Consider the following 16,485-nt stretch of genomic DNA (forward strand, 5'->3'; position numbering starts at 1 on the left):
CCGCCGTCTCAGATTCGCGCATGGTGCGACTCGAAGATGAAGTGGCGTCCCCCGATACGCACATGCGAGCCCGGGACCAGGACATGCGGACGATGCGGAAGCAGGCGCACCTCCCGGTTGCCACCACTCGGGTCGGCGACGAACGTGCCGTTCGCCGAGCCGAGGTCGACCAGTTGCACCGTCCACTCGACCAGACGGATCTCGACATGACGACGCGACAGCTGCCCCGTCTCGTCCTGCACGCGAATCGGTTTCGGGGACCCTGCTCGTCCACCGCCGGACGATCCGGGTTCCCGGCCGATGACCAGGTCCTCGTCGAGCAGGAAGGTGAAGCCGTTGTCGAGGAGCAACCAGCCCAGCGGCGGTCGCTCCCCCTCGACCAGGAAGGTCGTCAGCTGATCCATCCGGATGCCGCAGACCCCACACAACCACGACTGCGGGTGGTTGAGGTGACCTCGGGAGCAGCGGATCCCGTGCACCTTGGCGCGCGACGCCTCGACCTTCACGATCTCGGTCGCGGGACGCTGATGCTCTTCCTTCGGCAGCGGGGCGCGCGCCTCGAGAGGTTCGGCGAACGGGTCCGGCTGAGCGAACGGTGACTGCTCGGCGAACGGTGACGGCTCGGCGGAGGGTGAGGGTGCCGCCGGCATGGGGTCCGTCGGGAGTGGTTCGGCGGGTTCCGGCTGCGCCACCGGCGTCCCGCCCAGCGGGGTCGACGTGAACGGCAGGGGCTCCGCCGCCGGCCGCATCCGCTCGGTGGTCTCCACCTGTTCCGGTTCAGGAGCGGCGACCGGCGGCTCGGGCGGGGTCTGCGACGCGGACCGGGACGGGAAGTCGGCGAAGGGATCGGCGAGCGCTCCGGTGGCCGGCCCTGGTTCGGGCGCGGCGACCGGTTCGGGCTCGTCAACCGGTTCCGGTTGGGGCTCCGCGACCGGTTCGGGTTTCCGTTCCGGATCCGGTGCCGGCACGGACACCTCGGGCGTCTGGGTCCGCGACGACGCGGGGAGCGGATGGAATTCCGTGCCCCGCAACCCCAGCGGTGTGTGCAGCAGCGTCCCCGATGCGGGAACGACGCCGTCGACCAGGTCGAAACGTTCCTCGCCGACCTCGGCCGGGACGGTCCCGTCGAGGTACAGGCCGAGTCCCTCGAAGGGCCACGGAATGGCCTTGTCGTAGGTCTCGCCGGGTGGCGGTTCGATCCGCTTGCCGTCGGTCTCGCCGTAGACCCGCCCCGACAGGAAGATCGCGATCCCGACGTTGTCGGGTGCGGCGAAGGCGATGTCGATCTGCTCGTCGGCGGTCAGCACCAGCTGTGCGAGCGCGCGGACCAGATGGCGGCCGCGCCGGGGTGCCGAATCCGGCACGGACACCGCCGATTCGATGTCGAGCAGGTCGGTGATGAACGCGGCCGGCACCGTGTCCGCGATCAGGCAGAGGAACGCCGGTTTGCGGATCACGATCCCGGCACCCGGGATCAGCGTCACCGTGGGGGTCACGCTCGGGATGTCGCCCGGAATGGTCACAGGAACCGCCCTCCCTGGAATCGCCAGTGCGGGAAGATCGCTCGCAGCGGACCGTTGACCGCGACCCACACCAGCAGCCAGGTGGTGACGAACTGGACCGCGAACACGAACGGCGAAGGCCGCAGCTCCTCGGGCAACAGGCCGGTCCCGTCGATGACGAGCCACACCACGATCCCCTCGTTGATCGCGGTGAGCAGTCCGAACAGCGTGGGCCAGTCCTTCTCCCAGCGGAACTGCTGCAGGAAGTGGTAGACGAATTCCCATGCGACCCCGAGCACGATGACGGTGAACAACACCGTGAACGCGACGCGGTAGACGTCGACGATCGTGGGATCGCCCGAGGAGATGAGCCACAGGAACGGCACCAGGACGATGGTCCACGCCCCACCGAGGATGCCGAGCACCAGCACGCGGGTCTGAATCCGGCCCCACAGGGTGGGCAACATCAGTCGACTCCCTTGTTGTTCATCCACCGCCACCACTGGGCCGTCGACCGCCACGGGGTGAGACGTTTGCAGAAGCCCTGCCGGGCGAGGTCGTCGACGATCTCCAACGCGGCGATCTGCAGACCGAGGAAGGTGTCGACGCCCGGGAAGTACCCGCCGAGCGTCGCACTGCCGGATGCGTAGAGCTTCCCGTCGCCGTTGCGGGTGCCCTTCAGCTCGAAGTCTCGTTCGACGTCCATCCGGCCGACCGGGTTGATTCCCGCGCCGGTGTGGTCGAGAAGGTCGCGCAGCAGCCGGTGTTCCCGCACGTCGGCCTCGAGCCCGGTGCAGTCGATCACGTAGTCGGCGTACAGCTCGAAGGTGCCGTCCGGCCGGTGTTCCTGCCGGATCGGGGCGTGTGGATCGACGCGAACCGTCGTCACCACACCCTGGCCGCCGGGTCCGGGCACCAGGCTCTCGGCCTTGCCGACCGCCACCCGGTACCACCCTTCACGGCGTCCGCGCGCGAGTTGTTCCTGCCAGTCGTCGCGGACCGGGGTGTTGGTGCCGCCCATCTGTTTGTAGGCCTCGGCCCGGTCGTGGCCCTCGAGTTTGCGCATGCGTGCCTTGAGCTGCCCGCCCCACACCGACTTCGGATAGTTGAAGCCCTGGTAGGCCCACCCGTCTTTGCCCTTGCGCCGCATGAAGATATGCGGTCCGTGGGGCTTGTCGTAGTAGGTGCGGAACAGATGCACGATCTGCGTTTGCAGGCCGAGCGCGTCACGGTCGTCGATGAGGCGTTGCAGCACACGGGATGCGACGATCCCGGCGCCGCGGATGAGGACGGTGCCGGGTTTGCGCTGCAACGACTGATAGACGTGCTCATGCGACTCGTAGGCGTTGACGACCTTGCTGGCGTCGCGATAGGTCTCCCGGAACGCCTGTAGGTCCGGCAGCAGCTTGATCCCGGGATAGCCGATCGCCACATGCACCCACCGGCTACGGAACGCGACCCGCTTCGTCGGCGAACTCCCCTGCGGCGGAGTGAGAATCGTGAAGTACCCGCCACCCGCCCGGCGCCGGATCATGCGAACCTGCCCGCGGTGCAGACACTTCAGGTAGCCGATGCGCTCGCATTCGGCCTCCATCGACTCGAACGCGTGTCCCGCCTTCGGGGTGTAGTAGTTCGCGAAGATGGGTTCCACCAGGACGTTCCACAGCGGCTTGATCTTCTTGTCGGCCCACGCCTCGCGGACCGCGTACGACGGAAAGCCCCAGATGTTGTCGGGCGTCGACGCCGAGTCCGATCGCAGCCGTTCACCGCGCGGGATCTGCGACACCCGGGTCAGGTACTCGTAACTGTGCCAGGGCACGTCCTGCGGACCGAGGACCGCGATCTGGTCGAGCGGGACTCCGCTGATCCGCAGATAGTCGACCGTGACGAAGGAACCGATTCCCGAGCCGACGGTGACGAACGGGACGTCGACGACCGGGATGCCGGCCGCCTCCACCATGGCGTCGGTCCAGACGTCGGTGTCGACGAGTTCGGGTGTCAGATCGCCGATGCCACGGGGGCCCGGTCGCCGCGGCATCGGGCCCGGCGCGTGTCGGTGCACCGGCGGCGGGCCGGGCGGGCCGGGGACGGGCGGCGGACCGGCCGGGTTGGGGACGGGCCCACGCGGACCCTGGGGATACGGCCCCGGACCGGGGTATCGCGGAGGTCGGCTCACCGGCATGGCTCGTACGGGGCGCGACGGGACATCACTACTCCTCCGATGAGGTCGGGTGGCACGGGATTTCTGCGGTAACTCTAACGCGCAGAGTGGTCCGGAACGGCCTGAAACCAGCCGAACGAATTACGGTTGTCTCGGCTGGTCAGCGCGCGAACCGGATATGACCCGACGCCGAACGTGACATTGACTGTTGACAAATAGCGGACCGTCGAAATACGTTCGAGTCATCTGCTGTGGTCGACCTCACGCGACCCGGCCCACCTCGAAGGACGCGACGATGACCAACGCATTGACGAATCCGAACACCACCGGCAGCGCCGACGACGCCGCCTCGCGCTACGTTCCGGAACACGACAAAACGGGCGGCGAGCACGACTACGGCCAGGTGCTCGACGACCTGTCCGCGGCGTCGGTGCACCGCAATTTCGATCCGTACGTCGACATCGACTGGGATGCGCCGCACATGGCGATCACCGAGAACGATCCGCGCTGGGTCCTCTCCTACGAGGTCGACCCGATCGGCCGGCATCCCTGGTACCAGCAGCTCCCGGAGAGCAAGCAGATCGAGATCGGCATGTGGCGTCAGGCCAATGTCGCGAAGGTCGGCCTGCAGTTCGAGTCGGTGCTGATCCGCGGACTGATGCAGTACAGCTTCAAACTCCCCAACGGCGCGCGCGAATTCCGGTACACCACGCACGAATCCAAGGAGGAGTGCAACCACACCCTGATGTTCCAGGAGTTCGTGAACCGCGTGGGCATGGACGTCCCCGGCGCCAAGGTCGGATATCGACTGATCTCGCCGTTCGTCCCGCTGGTGTCGACGATGTTCCCGATCGTGTTCTTCTTCGGCGTCCTCGGCGGCGAGGAACCGATCGACCACATCCAGAAGGACTTCCTGCGGACCCGCGCCCGCCTGCACCCGACGATGGCCGCGGTGATGCAGCTGCACGTCGCCGAGGAGGCGCGGCACATCTCGTTCGCGCACCACTTCATCCGGGAGCAGGTGCCGCAGCGCAACCGCTTCCAGCGTTTCCTGCTGTCGCTGATGCTGCCGCTGACGATGCGCACCCTGTGCAGCGCCATCGTGGTGCCGCCGCGTTCCTTCGCCAAGGAATTCGACGTCCCGCGTGAGGTCATGAAGGACATCTTCTGGCGGTCGGCGGAGTCGAAGCGCTTCCTGCGCAACGTCTTCGGCGATGTCCGCATGCTCGCCGACCAGAGCGGACTGATGAACCCGGTCTCGCGTCTGCTGTGGCGCGCACTCGGAATCAGCGGACGCCCCTCGCGTTTCCGCAGCGAGCCCACCTACACGGCAGCCTGATCCGCCCGTCAACACAGGTAGCGAACCGACCCCCATGCCTCACGTTGTCACCCAGGCGTGCTGCGGCGACGCGTCGTGCGTCTACGCATGCCCCGTCAACTGCATCCACCCCACACCCGAAGAGCCCGACTTCGGCATCGCCGAGATGCTCTACATCGACCCGGCGACCTGCGTCGACTGCGGAGCGTGTGTCAGCGCGTGCCCCGTCGGCGCGATCGTGCCGGGTCACCGGCTGCCCGCGGGGCAGGAGCGATTCGCCGAGGTCAACGCCTCGCAGTACCGCGAAACCGTCGACGGGGCCGCACGTTTCCCGGTGGACGCCTCGCTGCGACTGCCCCTCGCCCCCATCGATCGTCCGCGCGGGCTCGCGGTCGAGGGCCGGGTGTCGATCGGCATCGTCGGGTCCGGGCCGTCGGCGATGTACGCGGCCGACGAGCTGCTGCGGCATCCCCAGGTGTCGGTGACGATGTACGAACGCCTCGACCGGCCGTTCGGCCTCGCCCGCTTCGGCGTCGCCCCGGACCACCTGCACACCCGCAAGGTCATGCGCCTGTTCGACGACATCGCGCGCAACCCGAACCTGGAGATCCTGCTCCACACCGAGGTGGGGCGCGACATCACGCTCGACGACCTGCGGTCACGTCACGCGGGCGTCATCTGGGCCGGCGGTGCCCCGACCGACAAGACCCTGGACCTGCCGGGGATCGGCCGGGCGGGCGTCACCAGCGCCACCTCGTTCGTCGGCTGGTACAACGGCCATCCCGACTTCACCGACCTCGACGTCGACCTGTCGACCGAGCGTGTGGTGGTCGTCGGCAACGGCAACGTCGCGCTCGACGTCGCCCGCATCCTGGTCGCCGACCCCGCCTCACTCGCCGACACGTCCATCTCGCGGGCCGCACTGGCGGCCTTGGAGCAGTCGTCGGTGCGCGAGGTGGTCGTGCTGGGCCGACGCGGACCCGCCCACGCGGCATTCACCCTGCCCGAACTGATCGGGCTGGTGGATTCCGGTGTGTCGGTGACGGTCGACCCCGCCGATCTCGAGTCGGCGCAGGTGGACGGCGAACTCGACGCGACCATCCGCGCCAAACTCGACATCCTCGCCGAATGTGCTTCCGCCGGCGACCCCGAGGGGCGTCGTATCAGGTTGGCGTTCTTCGGCTCTCCGCTCGAGGTGGTCGGCCGGGACGGACGCGCGAGCGGTGTGGTCGTGGGCCGCAACCGGCTGAACGTCGACGACGCGGGCGTCGTGACCGGGATCGAACCCACCGGTGAGACGACCACACTCGACACCGGACTCGTACTGACCTCCGTCGGCTACCGCGGCGTCGCGGTGCCGGGCCTCCCGTTCGATGCGGCCACGGGCGTCATCCCGCACCGCGCCGGGCGGGTCGTAGACGGCGACGAACCGGTTGCGGGCATGTACGTGACCGGCTGGATCAAGCGCGGACCGTCGGGCTTCATCGGCACCAACAAGACCGACTCGGCGGAGACGGTCTCGTCGCTGCTCGCGGATCTCGAGGCCGGCGTCCTCGCGACCGAGATCACGCGTCGTCGAAGGCTTCTGAGTCGTCGCTGATCTCGATACGGCTCGTCGCAAGCTCCTTCACCTACTCGACCAGCGGTGGGGCCACCGCCGACCGAGCAGCGCACACCACCGCCGGCCGAGTAGCGCCGACCGAGCGAAGCGAGGACGCCGCGTATCGAGGTCACCCTCCGATACATTGACCACCATGGGCCCCGCCTACCAGCGCACCACCGTGCGCGCCGATCTCTCCGCTCTTCCGGCCGACCTCGCTGCGGCGCTGCGTGATCATGCCGAGTCGCGGCAGCTGACCATCACCGACGATCTGCCCGCGTGGAGCACCCGGAGCATCAACCCGCCGGCGTCGTCGCTGGCCGGCAGGCTGTTCGGGCGCCGCGCCAATCCCGTCGACCCCGATTCGGAACATCAGACGCTGGTCGTCCTGCATCCGAAGCACCTGCTGATCGTCGTCTCCGGGGCGGAGCGCGGGATCTCGGCGCTCTCGGTCCCCCTCGCCATCGCCTCGGTCGATGCGCCGGGCACTCCGGACGGTTTCTCGGTGACCGGGTTCGCCGGTGACGACGGCCGCCCGGGCAGCCACTACATCGGCGTCGGCGAACCGCAGGGCCGGGAATGCCGGGACGCGGTGCTCGCGGCGATCGTCGCGGCGAAGAACGCGTGACCCCGACGACGACCACCCACGGAGTTCCCCGACCGACCGTCGGCATCACGCTGGCCCTGATCTCGTCGGCCTGCTTCGGTATCTCCGGCGTCCTGGCGCGGGCGATGATCGAATCCGGCTGGTCCGCGGGAGCAACCGTGACCGTGCGCATCGCGCTGGGTGCCGCAGTCCTCGCAATTCCCGGCCTGCTCGCCTTCCGGGATCGGCGTGCGCCGCTCCCGGCACGCTCGGCCACAGGCACCTGGTGGGTGTTGCTCGCCTACGGGCTGCTGGCCGTCGCCGGGTGTCAGCTGGCCTACTTCTATGCCGTGACCTACCTTCAGGTGGGGGTGGCGTTGCTGATCGAGTACACCGCACCGGTCGCGGTCCTGGTGTGGATGTGGTTGCGTCACGCGCAGCGACCCACCCGCCTCACCGTTCTCGGCGCGGCCCTCGCGATCGGGGGTCTGGCACTCGTGCTCGACCTGACCGGCGAGGTCTCGATGAGCACGGTCGGCGTCCTGTGGGCACTGGCGGCAATGGTGGGCGCCGCCGCCTACTTCGTGATCTCGGCCGACGAACGGACCGGTCTGCCGCCACTCGCGCTGGCGGCCGGCGGTCTGCTCATCGGTGCGGTCGCACTCGCCGCGGCCGGGATGGTGGGCGCGCTGCCGATGGCCGCGTCGACTTCCTCTGTCCGCGTCGGCGACCTGTCGTTGCCCTGGTGGGCGCCCCTGCTGATGCTGGGGGTCGTCTCGGCGGCGATGGCGTACGCGTTCGGTATCGCCGCCGGCCGGATGCTCGGTGCCCGGGTGATGTCGTTCGTCGCCCTGTCCGAGGTGCTGTTCGCGGTCCTGTTCGCCTGGTTGGCCCTCGACGAACTCCCGGCGCCCGTCCAGCTCGTCGGCGGGCTGCTGATCATCGCCGGTGTCGTTTTCGTCCGATTGGGCGAGGCACCCTGAACCTCGACTCCAGACCTGGGATCATCGCGACGAATCCCGGATCACGTTGTGCGCGTTTCGTATAGGTGCCGCAACAGGAACCGGTTCCAGTGGATGTGTCGCACGTCGCATTACGCACGAGTACTCTGGCGCCTCATGTGGGGGAGGAACCACGCGTGATGGGGATGTTCTCGAGATTTGATTACACCAACGCCGCGCTGACCACCGGGGAACGTTTTTTGGAACTCGTCGAGGGGGTCGACGAACCGGAGACGCGTCTGCCGGACACGCCGGGATGGACGCTGGTCGACTGCCTGGGGCACGTAGCCCAGGCGCCGACCCGATTTCTCGCGCTTGCACGCGGCGAGGGCGAATGGTGTCGCCAGGCGATCGATGTACCGGATTTCAACGCGAAGCAGATCGCGAACCTGCCGACCCGTGAGGTGTCGGCGCTGGCCGGTCAGCTGAGAGACGACCTCGACACGTTGGTCGACGCCGTCACGCATTTCAACGCGCAGGTCCCGAAGATGCGTTTCGACGGTGACCGGCTCATCCGGGCCGACGCCGCGCTGGGGATCCTCATCGGCGAGTTCGTGGTGCACGGATACGATGTCGCGCGCGCCGTGGGCGGCCGATGGTGGGTCGAGCCCGAGGTGGTGCTGATGATCATCCGCGGCAGGCAACAGGTGCTGCCCAGCTGGGTGGACACCGCCGCGGCCGCCGGACACGACGGCAGCTACGACATCCGGTTGCGGGGATGCTCGGAGCGCTACCTCTACCAATTCACCGACGGTGAGCTGACGATCAACCCCGACGAGCCCCGACGCCCGGACGTGCACATCAGCGTCGACCCCACTGCGGCACTGCTCACCGGCTACGGGCGGCTCTCCCCCATGTGGGCGGGGCTGACCGGCCGGGCCTTCGCGTGGGGAAGCAAGCCGTGGCTTGCGCCACGGCTTGCTCAGAAGTTCTTACCCGCCTGAGCGGGCTCCGCCTCAGCGGCTGGTAGGCGATCCCGCCGGGCGGCTGCTGCGACGCCCACCCTGCGAACGGCCACCGGCACGGTGCTGGTCGCCGGAACGCGGCTGACCCGCTGACCGGGACTGACCGGCGGAGCGACCGTCGGTGGAACGCTGTCCGCCCGATCGGTGCGACGCCCCGCTGCCACCGCGGCTCTCGCCGCCCTGGCCGCGTGCGCCACGACTCTCGCCGCCCTGACCGCGTGCGCCGCGGCTCTCACCGCGGGCGCCGCCGTTGCCGCGACCCTCGCCGCGTGCGTGTCCGGGACGACCGCCACGGCGACCACCCTGGGAACGACCGCCCTGGGGACGTCCACCCTGCGAGCGACCGCCCTGGCCACCGCCACGAGCGGCCTCGGCGGCTGCACGCTCGGCGGCCGACACGCGGGGTGCGCGCGCGCCGACGAGCTCGTCGACGGCGTCGGCCTTGGCGTCGACCTGCTTCGGGGTGACCTTGATCTTGGCCTTGCGCAGCAGCTGCGAGACCTCACGACGCTGCTCGGGCAGGCACACGGTGACGACGTCACCGGAGCTGCCGGCGCGGGCGGTGCGGCCCGAACGGTGCAGGTAGGCCTTGTGTTCGGCGGGCGGATCGACGTGGACGACCAGCTCGATGCCGTCGACGTGCACACCGCGGGCGGCGACGTCGGTGGCCACGAGTACGCGCACATCGCCCTCACCGAAGGCGGCGAGGTTGCGGTCGCGCTGGGCCTGGCTCAGGTTGCCGTGCAGGTCGACCGCCGGGATGCCCTGCTCGGTCAGCTTCTTGGCGAGCTTCTTGGCCTGATGCTTGGTGCGCATGAACAGGATTCGACGACCGGCACCGGAAGCGAGTTCGGCGACCAGGTCGGCCTTGCCGGCCGAGGAGACCTCGAAGACGTGGTGGGTCATGGCGGCGACCGGCGACTCGGCGGAGTCGACCGAGTGCAGCACCGGGTTGTCGAGGAAGCGCTTGGCCAGCTTGTCCACACCGTTGTCGAGGGTCGCCGAGAACAGCAGGCGCTGACCGTCGGACGGGGTGGCGGCGAGGAGCTTGGTGACGACCGGGAGGAAGCCGAGGTCGGCCATGTGGTCGGCCTCGTCGATGACGGTGATCTCCACCTCGTCGAGCTTCACGATGCCCTGGCGCATGAGGTCTTCGAGGCGACCCGGGCACGCGACGACGATGTCGACGCCGCGGCGGAAGGCCTGCTCCTGGCGCATCTGCTTGACGCCACCGAAGACGGTGGTGACGGTCAGACCGACGGCGGCCGCCAGCGGTTCGACGACAGCCGCGATCTGGGTGGCCAGTTCACGGGTCGGAGCGAGGATGAGGCCGGTGGGGGCACCGACGTAACGCTTGACCTCCATCTCGGCGAGTCCGGCGACCAGCGGGATGGAGAAGGCGAGGGTCTTGCCCGAGCCGGTCTTGCCGCGGCCGAGGACGTCCTTGCCGTCGAGCGTGTCGGGCAGGGTGTCGGCCTGGATGGGGAAGGCGTTGGCCTTGCCCTGCGAGGTCAGCACCTCAACGAGTTTGGTTGGCACACCGAGAGATTCGAAGGAGATCACGGGTGCAGCGGTGGTGTCGGCGGGAGTGGCGTCGGCGTTCTGGGTTGCAGTTGCCGAAGGGGTCTCGAGGACAGCAGTCATTATGTGAGCAGAGCTCTTCCTGTGCGTGGCACGCGAGCGCCGACGACAGATCACTGCCGATGGTCGGTGCCGATGGCGAACACGCGGGTACGCGGGCTCGTTCGCCGTACGAAGTCAATGGCAGGTGGTGGACATCTGACGTGTCCGACCTCGGCGACCACCTTCAGTGGGCTCCGACCTGCGAGAGAGGCGTTCTACGACGCGTTGATGCAACCCATCACGGGTGCAACACTGCGATCGACACTACGCGTCGGTAACGAAAGAAGCGAATTGCTGTGACGGAGGTCGCGTCGGGGCCTGTGGATACGCGGCCCGCCGTGCTTGTCTGATTCGCTACGCTCCGACAGCGTGTCGACACACGGGTCTTCGAACCGGAAGAAGAAGTTCGCGCTGCTGGCCGGCGCATTGACGGTCACGGTGGCCGTGGGCATCGGCGCGGTGTTCGCCGTGCGCGCAGCCACGCAGGACGATGCGGAGAATCAGTCGAGGGAGAACCTTGCCGATCTCTCCGTCGAACCGCACGGGCCACGCTGGTACTTCGACGATGAACCGCGAGCCCGTACACAGGCCATCGGCGGCAACGGGCAGGTGGTTGCCATTGCCTCCCAACTCCCGTCCGAAGGCCGGTCCACAGTCGCGTTCGTCGACACGGAAACCGGCGAGGCCCGTTCGGAGGCGGCGTCGCCGGACGATGGTCACAGATTCGGCCTGTGCGCCGTCGTCGATTCGGGCTCATCGGCAGCGTGCACCCTCATCCGGAGCCCCAGCGGAAGCAACGACCCGTTGATCGCGTTCATCGATGTTGCTACCGGTTCCATTCGACGCACTGTCGAGACCGACGGTCACCAGGTGCTCGCTTACCAGAACCGCTTCTTCGCCATCCCGTTCATCGAGGACAGGAACGGGATCGACGTCTACGACGCCGACGGCTCCCACACCGCCACACTGCCCGGCGGCGACATCTATCCGCGCTGGGGATTGATGACCTCGGTCGAGGAGACCGGCGAATCGAATGCCAAGACCCTCGTCGTACACGACCTGGACACCTTGGAAGTAGCGTTCCGGCACGAGTTCGAGCTCCACGCCTACTCCGAATTCAGTCCCTTCGCAGGCGGATTCGCCGTCGACACCGGCGACGGGGTCGCATATGTCGACAATCGAGGGTCTCTGATGACAACAGTTCAAGGCGCTCGGATCGCTTTCCGGACAAGAGGTCTCGACCTCACCTACCCACTGGAACCGACCCGCGAGACGCGACTGCCGATTCTCACCGGTCGCGGCAATTCCCCCGGCGATGCCACGACACTCTCAGCCGCCTCACCGATGACCGGAAAGCCACTGTGGCGCTGGAGGTTTTCCGAGCCGTTTGTCGAATCGGCCACAGCCGACACCGTCACGATCCGGCAAGGAGTCAACGGCAAGAGCAGCGTCTACGACATCGTGACCGGGGAGGTACTGGCCGACCATCTGACGGATACCCAGTGCCTGGGGTCGGATGGGCGGCGCGTCCTCGTCTCACAGCTGGACGAGGACCGCGGGTACATGCTCCGAGCACTGGACAGAGCCGAAACCGTCTGGGAGATCGGCCCCTACCTCAGCAACCCTGTGGTGATCGCGGGGAAGGTCTACGCCGACAACGCGCGGGTACTGTGACCCCGACTCTCAGAACGCCTCGCTGAGCATCACGGCGACGGTGCCGGGCTCCAGCGCGTCGAAGACGTGTTCCACGTCGCCGGGGTAGGAGATGTAGTCACCGGGGCCGAGTACCTCGGTGGCATCAGTCGGCCCGAGCCGAGCGCGACCGGAGCTGACGACCACATGTTCGCGGACCCCGCGAGCATGCGGAGCGGACACCCGCGGCTTACCGGGTTCGGCCCGGATCACGTACATGTCGCGGCGAGAACCGGGCGCGGCAGTCGACAGCAGCGTGGCCGAGTAGTCGGCATCGGCGGCCGGGATGACCGGCCCCTCCCCCAAGCGGATCACCTCGACGGTCGGCGCCGGCGAGTCCAGCAGCGCCGAGAACTGCACACCGAGCGCCGTGGAAAGTGCCCACAACGTCTCGACGCTGGGGTTGCCTTCCCCCGATTCGAGCTGGGACAGCGTCGACTTCCCGATTCCAGCCCGTCGGGCCAACTCGGTGAGCGACAGCCCGGCGCGCGTGCGTTCGCGCTTCAGCGACGCGGCGACCAGCTCCTTCGGATTGACCTGCCGAGCATCGTTCATCGAACCGTCCGATCGTCCATCTTGACGAACACCTGCCTTCGTGTTCACTATGATAGTCATGCGTTCAGCCTGGAGAACACTCGATGCGGCGACCCTGCGCGCCGTCGTCGTGATGTGCCTGTCGGTGCTCGTGATCGGCGCGTCGTACGGCGTCGCGGCCCACAGCGCCGGACTCGCCCTGTGGCAGATCGTGCTCATCGCGACCGTCGTGCTCGCCGGGTCGTCGGAGTTCGTCTTCGTCGGCGTCCTGGCCGTCGGCGGCGTTCCCGTGGTCGCCGCCCTCGCCGGGCTCCTCGTCAATACACGGAACTTCGGATACGGACTCGCGGTGGGCAAACACCTGCGCGGACTGCCGGAGATGCTCCTCGGCGCGCATCTGATCAACGACGAGACGGCCGCGCTGACCACTGCCGAATCCGAGCCGCGTCGCGCCCGTGCGGCATTCCTTCTGTGCGGCTTGGGAATCCTCGTCTGCTGGCCACTCGGAGCCGGACTGGGCGCCCTACTCGGCAGCAGCGTCGCGAGCCCCGAGGCACTGGGTCTCGACGCCGCGTTCCCCGCCCTGCTTGCCGCACTTGCCATTCCGGCCCTGCGCACGCGCGCCACCTGGGCCGCGGTCGCCGTCGGCGGTGCCGTCGCGGTGGCCTCGACGCCGTTCCTGCCCGCCGGATTGCCGATCCTCTGTGCGCTGGCCGGGTTCGCCGGCGTCGAAGTCGTCCGGCGACTACGTTCTCCGCGGGTCGAGCCGGTGAGGAGCGATAGCGACGAGCCGTGTCGAAACCACATCGGAGCACCCCGATGACCACCGGACTGTCACTCGGCATCGGAATCGCCGTTCTGGCCGTCGGCACCTATCTGATCCGCCTGGCCGGACCACTGCTCCGCAACCGGTACTCGGTCTCGGCGAACGCCGAGCGGCTGATGGATCGCGCCACCGTGGTGCTGCTGGTGGCGGTGGCTCTGACCGGCGCTTTCTTCGCCGGTCACGACTTCGCCGGATGGGCACGGCCGGCAGGCGTCGCCGTCGGTGTCCTCGCGGCCGTTCTGCGCGCACCGATCGCGGTCGTCGTCATCCTCGCTGCGGCGACCGCCGCCGGTCTGCGAGCGCTCGGAATCGCCTGAGCCACACGTAAACCCACCCTTTTTCGGCATTTCCACCCCCTGCCTGGGTGGTGGGTTTGCCGAAAAAGGGTGGGTTTGCGGAGCTGGTCAGCGAACGACGGCGGGCTCGGCGCAGCTATCGGGAACGGCGACCAGCGAGCACGGCACCGGCAGCCGCGTCGGGCGGTATCCGGCCGGGACTCCCCCGGCCCGCGTGATCTCGCGATACGCGGCGACACCGTCGGTGGGCCGTCGTGTCAACGACGGGTCTCGCCGGGCGTCGACGGTGTAGAGACCGAAGCGGGAGTCGAAATCGCCCCACTCGTAGTTGTCGGTGAGGCTCCAGTAGTTGTAGGACTTCACATCGATGCCGTCCTGCTTGGCCCGCTGCAGCCAGTACACCGTGTCGCGTAGGTGATCCGAACGGCGGTAGCCGTCGGGTCGTCGGCCGTCCGGATCGGTGGCCAGGCCGTTCTCGATCACGCGGATCGGCTTGCCCGGGAACTGCCGTGCCACGTGCCGGAGTACGTAGTAGATGCTCTCCGGCGCCTGCGAACTCTTCCAGAACTCACCGAGCGCACCGTAGGCCACCGAGGCATCGGTGACCGAGAACGAGTAGTAGTGGTCGACGCCGACGAAGTCCAGGGTGTCGAGCATCCGTTGCGGGAAGATCGATTCCAGCCACGGCTGGAGACCCGCGATCGGATAGTAGGCGAAGTTCGACGACACCTGCGCGCCCGGTTGCACCCGATGGATGTGCCGGTAGATGGCCCGATGCGCCGCGACGATGCCGTCGGCCATCCGCCCCAGATTCTGTGGTGTCACCCCGCCGTACTGGAGTTCGCGCCGCACGTACTCGGTCGGTTCGTTGAAGGTGATCCACAGCGGGTCGGCCCAGGCGTACCGGTCGACGACCCGCGAGGCGAACGCCACCGTGTCGTCGGCCATGCCCGGCCGGTTCCACCCACCCAGATCCACCGCCCAACCGGGGTGCACCCAGTGGTTGAGCGTGATCATCGGTCGCATCCCGGCGTCCACGACGGCACCGATCACCCGGTCATAGAACGCCCACCCCGACGGATCATCCTGTCCGCGAGCCGGTTCGACGCGGGACCACTCGACCGACGTGCGGTAGATACCCACACCCAACGACGCGGCGCGGTCGATGTCCTCGGCGTAGCGGTGGTAGAAGTCCACGGCATCGCCGACCGGGTGGTCGACCTTGCCCTGCTCGCCGTACCGCAGCCAGTTCGAATCCCGGTTGTATCCCTCGGACTGAAAACCGGATTGGGCGACGCCGAACTCGAAGTCGGGACCGAGTGGCGGAACTGCCGCTCGCGCAGGCGAGGTGATGCCGACGAGCAGTAGCGCCGCCGCCACCGCGATCACGAGGTGAAGAGCTCTGTGCACGGTCAGAACGGACTACCGGTGAACGGCGCGACACGCTCGCAGGGCACCGGACGTGGGTGTTCGGGGTCGAGCGCGTTCAGTACGAAAGTGGCCGTCCGCCGGGAACCCGCCAGCCCGGCGTGCTCGGAGTAGTCGACCGAACATCCGTCCTGCACAACGATGTTGTGGACGTTCTTTCCACCGGGCGGCAGACCGTACCAGTACGGGACCACGAGTTCGTCGTAGCGGGTGGCGATGTTGGTGTACTCGATACCCGGCGCGTAATAGCCACCGTCGGCGACCTTGCGCAGGAACGCGGCACCCGGGTCGAGGTCAAAGCACGCCTGACACAACGGGACCTGCTCGGGACGTACGCCCAGACCGCGGACGAAGGGACCGATCGCATCTGCGGCCGCGACCGTCGTGCCTCGCCACACCGGCGCCAGCGCGACATACTTGTCGACGCTGTTCTCGCCGCCGAGATACTTCACGTAGTAGGCCGGCACCACCGTTCCCTGTGAATGCCCGACGATGTCGACCTTCGATGCACCCGTCGCACGCTTCACCTTGGCGACGAAGTCACCCAACTCGCGCGCACTCTCGGACATCAGGCCCATCCCGCCGATCGCACTGATCGGCCACGGGGCGCCCTTGATCGCACCGTACGTCGTCGTGAAGACGCAGTACCCCTCGTTCTTCAGCAGCGGGACATAGGTTCCCCAGTTGGTCTGCTGCGAGCCCCCGGTCCCGTGCACCAGGATGACCGGATTGGGATGGCGGGCGGACGGCTTGCAGTTCCAGTCGTTCGCCCCGGGCAGCGAGCCGCCCGGGATGGTCAGTTCACCGGGGATACCGGATAGGAAGTTGTAGGTGACCGGCAACGTGTCGGCCCGCGCCGGCGCCGCGGTGGCGACGAGCACTCCGGCCAATGCCGCCACGACCAGCCCCAACAGCAGCTTGGAGGTCCTCATGGCTGGAAGCTAACAAACCGG

General features: G+C 68.0%; 15 protein-coding genes. 8 read left to right on the forward strand and 7 right to left on the reverse strand.

Annotation, left to right across the window (positions count from 1 at the left end; all coding sequences use genetic code 11):
• Positions 1 to 8: 8 nt before the first annotated feature.
• From BLU62_RS16005 to BLU62_RS16015, 3 genes are read right to left on the reverse strand one after another with little or no spacing between them, the layout of a single operon-like run.
• Entirely contained in the window at positions 9 to 1,523 is a 1,515-nt protein-coding gene (locus BLU62_RS16005; RefSeq protein ID WP_074850603.1) for an FHA domain-containing protein, read from the reverse strand.
• On the reverse strand, positions 1,520 to 1,969 hold the full coding sequence (locus BLU62_RS16010; RefSeq protein WP_074850605.1) for a hypothetical protein: 450 nt from the start codon (positions 1,967 to 1,969) through the stop codon (positions 1,520 to 1,522). The genes BLU62_RS16005 and BLU62_RS16010 overlap by 4 nt, the downstream gene beginning before the upstream one ends.
• Complete coding sequence (locus BLU62_RS16015; protein WP_074850606.1) at positions 1,969 to 3,540, reverse strand: FAD/NAD(P)-binding protein; 1,572 nt, start codon at positions 3,538 to 3,540, stop codon at positions 1,969 to 1,971. Before BLU62_RS16015 ends, BLU62_RS16010 begins: the two co-directional genes overlap by 1 nt.
• Before the next feature lie 418 nt (positions 3,541 to 3,958).
• On the opposite strand from BLU62_RS16015, the gene BLU62_RS16020 reads away from it, so the two are divergent.
• The 5 genes from BLU62_RS16020 (at position 3,959) to BLU62_RS16040 (ending at position 9,112) form a co-directional block, all read left to right on the forward strand.
• Positions 3,959 to 5,002, forward strand: coding sequence for an AurF N-oxygenase family protein (locus BLU62_RS16020; protein WP_074850608.1), 1,044 nt, complete (start codon positions 3,959 to 3,961; stop codon positions 5,000 to 5,002).
• Positions 5,003 to 5,036: 34 nt separating this feature from the next.
• Positions 5,037 to 6,581 (forward strand): 4Fe-4S binding protein, encoded by a 1,545-nt coding sequence (locus BLU62_RS16025; protein ID WP_074850609.1) that lies wholly within the window; start codon positions 5,037 to 5,039, stop codon positions 6,579 to 6,581.
• Positions 6,582 to 6,735: 154 nt separating this feature from the next.
• Positions 6,736 to 7,209, forward strand: a complete 474-nt coding sequence (locus BLU62_RS16030; RefSeq protein ID WP_074850611.1) for a hypothetical protein — start codon at positions 6,736 to 6,738, stop codon at positions 7,207 to 7,209.
• On the forward strand, positions 7,206 to 8,150 hold the full coding sequence (locus tag BLU62_RS16035) for an EamA family transporter (RefSeq protein WP_074852944.1): 945 nt from the start codon (positions 7,206 to 7,208) through the stop codon (positions 8,148 to 8,150). The genes BLU62_RS16030 and BLU62_RS16035 overlap by 4 nt, the downstream gene beginning before the upstream one ends.
• Positions 8,151 to 8,305: 155 nt before the next feature.
• On the forward strand, positions 8,306 to 9,112 hold the full coding sequence (locus BLU62_RS16040) for a maleylpyruvate isomerase family mycothiol-dependent enzyme (RefSeq protein ID WP_074850613.1): 807 nt from the start codon (positions 8,306 to 8,308) through the stop codon (positions 9,110 to 9,112).
• A 12-nt stretch (positions 9,113 to 9,124) separates the two neighbouring features.
• Here the strand turns inward: BLU62_RS16040 and BLU62_RS16045 are convergent, their stop codons facing one another.
• The gene (locus tag BLU62_RS16045) at positions 9,125 to 10,777 is read right to left on the reverse strand and encodes a DEAD/DEAH box helicase (RefSeq protein ID WP_074850614.1); all 1,653 of its coding nucleotides are present in this window, start codon (positions 10,775 to 10,777) and stop codon (positions 9,125 to 9,127) included.
• 348 nt (positions 10,778 to 11,125) lie between these two features.
• Between BLU62_RS16045 and BLU62_RS16050 the strand changes: the two genes are divergently transcribed.
• The gene (locus BLU62_RS16050) at positions 11,126 to 12,430 is read left to right on the forward strand and encodes a hypothetical protein (RefSeq protein WP_074850616.1); all 1,305 of its coding nucleotides are present in this window, start codon (positions 11,126 to 11,128) and stop codon (positions 12,428 to 12,430) included.
• Between the two features lie 9 nt (positions 12,431 to 12,439).
• Here BLU62_RS16050 and BLU62_RS16055 read toward each other — a convergent pair whose 3' ends face one another.
• Positions 12,440 to 13,003: a helix-turn-helix domain-containing protein gene (locus BLU62_RS16055; RefSeq protein ID WP_074850618.1), complete on the reverse strand. Its 564-nt coding sequence runs from the start codon at positions 13,001 to 13,003 to the stop codon at positions 12,440 to 12,442.
• 58 nt (positions 13,004 to 13,061) lie between these two features.
• On the opposite strand from BLU62_RS16055, the gene BLU62_RS16060 reads away from it, so the two are divergent.
• Positions 13,062 to 13,805 (forward strand): AzlC family ABC transporter permease, encoded by a 744-nt coding sequence (locus BLU62_RS16060; protein WP_074850620.1) that lies wholly within the window; start codon positions 13,062 to 13,064, stop codon positions 13,803 to 13,805.
• Complete coding sequence (locus BLU62_RS16065) at positions 13,802 to 14,125, forward strand: AzlD domain-containing protein (RefSeq protein ID WP_074850622.1); 324 nt, start codon at positions 13,802 to 13,804, stop codon at positions 14,123 to 14,125. The genes BLU62_RS16060 and BLU62_RS16065 overlap by 4 nt, the downstream gene beginning before the upstream one ends.
• Before the next feature lie 87 nt (positions 14,126 to 14,212).
• On the opposite strand, the gene BLU62_RS16070 is transcribed toward BLU62_RS16065, so the two are convergent.
• Entirely contained in the window at positions 14,213 to 15,514 is a 1,302-nt protein-coding gene (locus BLU62_RS16070) for a family 1 glycosylhydrolase (protein ID WP_074850624.1), read from the reverse strand.
• Positions 15,515 to 15,516: 2 nt separating this feature from the next.
• On the reverse strand, positions 15,517 to 16,464 hold the full coding sequence (locus BLU62_RS16075; RefSeq protein WP_074850626.1) for an esterase/lipase family protein: 948 nt from the start codon (positions 16,462 to 16,464) through the stop codon (positions 15,517 to 15,519).
• Between the last annotated feature and the right edge of the window lie 21 nt (positions 16,465 to 16,485).

This window comes from Gordonia westfalica (genome assembly GCF_900105725.1).
Taxonomy (GTDB): domain Bacteria; phylum Actinomycetota; class Actinomycetes; order Mycobacteriales; family Mycobacteriaceae; genus Gordonia; species Gordonia westfalica.

Coding starts and splice junctions, on each gene's coding strand:
- BLU62_RS16010 (WP_074850605.1), bottom strand. CDS start 1,969: ATGTTGCCCACCCTGTGGGGCCGGATTCAGACCCGCGTGCTGGTGCTC.
- BLU62_RS16015 (WP_074850606.1), bottom strand. CDS start 3,540: ATGCCGCGGCGACCGGGCCCCCGTGGCATCGGCGATCTGACACCCGAA.
- BLU62_RS16020 (WP_074850608.1), top strand. CDS start 3,959: ATGACCAACGCATTGACGAATCCGAACACCACCGGCAGCGCCGACGAC.
- BLU62_RS16025 (WP_074850609.1), top strand. CDS start 5,037: ATGCCTCACGTTGTCACCCAGGCGTGCTGCGGCGACGCGTCGTGCGTC.
- BLU62_RS16030 (WP_074850611.1), top strand. CDS start 6,736: ATGGGCCCCGCCTACCAGCGCACCACCGTGCGCGCCGATCTCTCCGCT.
- BLU62_RS16045 (WP_074850614.1), bottom strand. CDS start 10,777: ATGACTGCTGTCCTCGAGACCCCTTCGGCAACTGCAACCCAGAACGCC.
- BLU62_RS16055 (WP_074850618.1), bottom strand. CDS start 13,003: ATGAACGATGCTCGGCAGGTCAATCCGAAGGAGCTGGTCGCCGCGTCG.
- BLU62_RS16060 (WP_074850620.1), top strand. CDS start 13,062: ATGCGTTCAGCCTGGAGAACACTCGATGCGGCGACCCTGCGCGCCGTC.
- BLU62_RS16065 (WP_074850622.1), top strand. CDS start 13,802: ATGACCACCGGACTGTCACTCGGCATCGGAATCGCCGTTCTGGCCGTC.
- BLU62_RS16075 (WP_074850626.1), bottom strand. CDS start 16,464: ATGAGGACCTCCAAGCTGCTGTTGGGGCTGGTCGTGGCGGCATTGGCC.